Annotated in this window: 3 protein-coding genes and 1 pseudogene; 1 reads left to right on the forward strand and 3 read right to left on the reverse strand. The window is 66.4% G+C overall.

Features of this window, described 5'->3' with window-relative positions; all coding sequences use genetic code 11:
• Positions 1–241, reverse strand: a pseudogene (locus tag JWP83_RS07425) (cyclodehydratase); the annotation flags it as partial.
• A 4-nt stretch (positions 242–245) separates the two neighbouring features.
• Complete coding sequence (locus JWP83_RS07430; protein WP_297727947.1) at positions 246–416, reverse strand: hypothetical protein; 171 nt, start codon at positions 414–416, stop codon at positions 246–248.
• Between the two features lie 121 nt (positions 417–537).
• Between JWP83_RS07430 and JWP83_RS07435 the strand changes: the two genes are divergently transcribed.
• The gene (locus tag JWP83_RS07435) at positions 538–1,815 is read left to right on the forward strand and encodes an ATP-binding protein (protein WP_297727949.1); all 1,278 of its coding nucleotides are present in this window, start codon (positions 538–540) and stop codon (positions 1,813–1,815) included.
• Positions 1,816–2,068: 253 nt separating this feature from the next.
• On the opposite strand, the gene JWP83_RS07440 is transcribed toward JWP83_RS07435, so the two are convergent.
• Positions 2,069–2,806, reverse strand: a 738-nt coding sequence (locus JWP83_RS07440) for an adenylate/guanylate cyclase domain-containing protein (RefSeq protein ID WP_297727951.1), incomplete at its 5' end; no start/stop codon positions are given.

Genomic DNA, 2,806 nt, shown 5'->3' on the forward strand with positions numbered 1-2,806 from the left:
CCAGACCGGTGCCGTCGCGCACGCGAACCGGAAGATGCGGGACGCCCCGGCTGTGCAGGTCGCGCACCATGCGTGGGTCGGCGACCAGGTAGTCCGACAGCACCACCAGATCGACGGTGGCGCGTGAGACCGCGGCGTGCGGTTGGCTGCTGTGCGCGATCCGGGCCCCCGAACACCGCAGCGCCTCCATCAGCAGGTCCGATAGCGGTCCGCGGCCGTGGACGCGGATCGAGGCGGCCCGGCAACTATTCAGACGCGGGGCTCTCGCCAGGTGTCGGCGGCAGTAGCGACGAGCGTTCGTCCAGCAGCGCGTCTATTCGCGCCGTATTTGGCGTGCGACCTTCTGCGTCACGGGCCATGTGGCGAATCGCGAGCAGCAGTCGGAGTTCGGAGTCGATCACCTCGAGGTCGCGCACGTGCGGAGCTTCGCACCGGCTTTAGCACTTCACCCGCAGAGTCGCATCACACCCCTGCTGGGCAGTTCACCGGCGCATGAACGCAATGTGCACAACAGAATCAGGGCATTACCGTTGTGTGATGCCGTTATGGCGACTGCGTGACTACGACGACGACGATCTGGACCAGGCGATCCAGATATGGGACCAAAGCCGGACTCCAGGCTCGGCAGAGCCGGTGTTCACGGTCGCCGAGGTAGTGGCGGCCGCCCGGGCCGGCCAGCCGGCGGTCGTCGCAGAGGTCGGTGACGAAGTGGTTGGCATGGCCGTTGCGCGGACCGACGGCGAGCGGGCGTGGGTACTTCTGATCGCCCTGGCATCACGATGGCGTCATCGCGGTATAGGCAGCGCGCTGCTGGCTGATCTCGAACGACGGCTGCGGTCGGCCGGAGTGCGGAAAATCTGCACGATCCTCTCACAGGGCGCGACGGGCTCGGAGGCGCTGGAGAACACTGGCTACACCCGCCGCGACGGGCTGGTGTACTACGAGACGATCGAACACTTTCGGCCGGATCAGGCCAATGTGCTCGCAGAGCTGGGAGGGCGGCTGTTAGCGCCGGGGCTGTGGGAGGAACTGGCTGGCATGGAGCAGGAAAAGCAGATCATCGAACAGCGCATTATCGCCCCGCTGGCTCACCCCGACATCGCCGACCGCTATGGAGTACGCCCGCCTAAGGCGGTCATCTTGTTCGGGCCACCGGGAACTGGGAAAACCAGTTTCGCCAAAGGGATTTCGTCGCGGCTTGGCTGGCCCTTCGTCGAGCTTTTTCCCTCCCGGCTGGCCGCCGCGACGCAGGGCGGTCTGGCTGCGTCGCTTAGGGAGGTGTTCGGAGAACTGGCCGAGCTCGATGAGCTGGTGTTGTTCATCGACGAGGTCGAGGAGATCGCGGTCGCACGAGCCGGCGCCAGCACCACCGAAACCGGCGTCACCAACGAATTGCTGAAGCTCATCCCGTCGTTTCGCGAGCACGATGGGCGTCTGATGGTGTGCGCCACCAATTCGGTTCACTCGCTTGACTCGGCGTTCCTGCGGCCCGGGCGCTTCGACTACGTCATTCCGGTCGGACCGCCGGACCAGCCGGCCCGTATGGCGGTGTGGAAACGCTATCTCGGCGAGGCTAATTCAGGGATCGATGTTGACCGGCTGGTCGCGGCGACCGAGCTGTTCACTCCGGCCGACATCGAGTTCGCCGCCCGCAAGGGCGCGCAGGTGGCGTTCGATCGTGAGATGGTGCACGGCCGGGGAGAGCCCGCGACCATCGAGGACTATCTGATGGCGATCGGCGATGTCCGGCCGACTTTGACTGCTGCGATCCTGGCCGAATTCACTGAGGATAAAGCACAATTCGCCAGGTTGTAGTTCCGCTAGGATCGGCCCCGCCACCCAAGCGGATGACGGGCCGGGGGTTTGACGGCTTAAGCGAGGCGACCGCGACTGCCCATCTGGGGCACCTTTCTGGTGTTGTTGAGTAACCCCATCTAGTAATTGCCCAGGCAGCTAATGAACGGGGGGTCCAGAACGGATGCATCGCGGCGGCGGCATCTGAATGCGACTCACCTGTCAACGATGTCGTGGGCTCAGACACCTCCAAGCGCGCTGACTCCGGCTGTTCTCAGCCGCGGCCGGTGGCCGGGGCGAGGCGGGCCATCCCGCGGAGAATCCACGGTGCGCGCCTCCCGATCGTCTCCACGGCGCGGTCCGAGCGGCGCATCGCGGTTCGACGGCCAGGAGTGGGCATTGACGCCAGTTCCGCCTCGGCCGATCCCGCCCGCGGACCGTGGCGATCGACCGCCAGCAGTTGCCAGGTGCCGGGCACGCCACGCAGCTCGACGCTGCCGCGGTCCTCGAAGCCCGTGCCCGAGCCGACGACCAGGTCACGCACCGTGCGCGAGACAAGGATGTCCCCGGCAGCCGCGTGTCCGAGGATCCGCGCCGCGATGTGTACCGCGATTCCCCCGATGTCGTTGTCCAGTAGTTCGCATTCGCCGGTGTGGATGCCGACGCGAATCTGGATGCCCAGGGTCTCGGCGTCAGCGCGCAACGCCTCGGCGCAGCGGATGGCCTGCGTCGGCCCGTCGAACGTGGCCAGGTGACCATCGCCGGTGCTCTTGACCACCGTTCCGCCGAAACGTTCCACGAGGTCGGCGGTGATCTCGCCAAAGCGGTGCAGCACCGCGCGCCACCGCTCGTCGCCGGTCGCCGCGGCGTGTTGCGTCGACGCGACGATGTCGGTGAACAGCACGGTTCGCAGGGCGCGATGTGACTGCGCCGGCGCGGCGCGGATGACGGTGAGGAACTCCACGATCTCGGTCAGGATCTTGACGGGCTCGGTTAAGAAGGGTGCGTGGTC

The organism is Mycobacterium sp. (genome assembly GCF_025965855.1).
Lineage (GTDB): Bacteria > Actinomycetota > Actinomycetes > Mycobacteriales > Mycobacteriaceae > Mycobacterium.

What these genes read in the sequence shown, in the direction of transcription:
- JWP83_RS07435 (WP_297727949.1), top strand. Translation starts at nt 538, where the DNA reads ATGCCGTTATGGCGACTGCGTGACTACGACGACGACGATCTGGACCAG.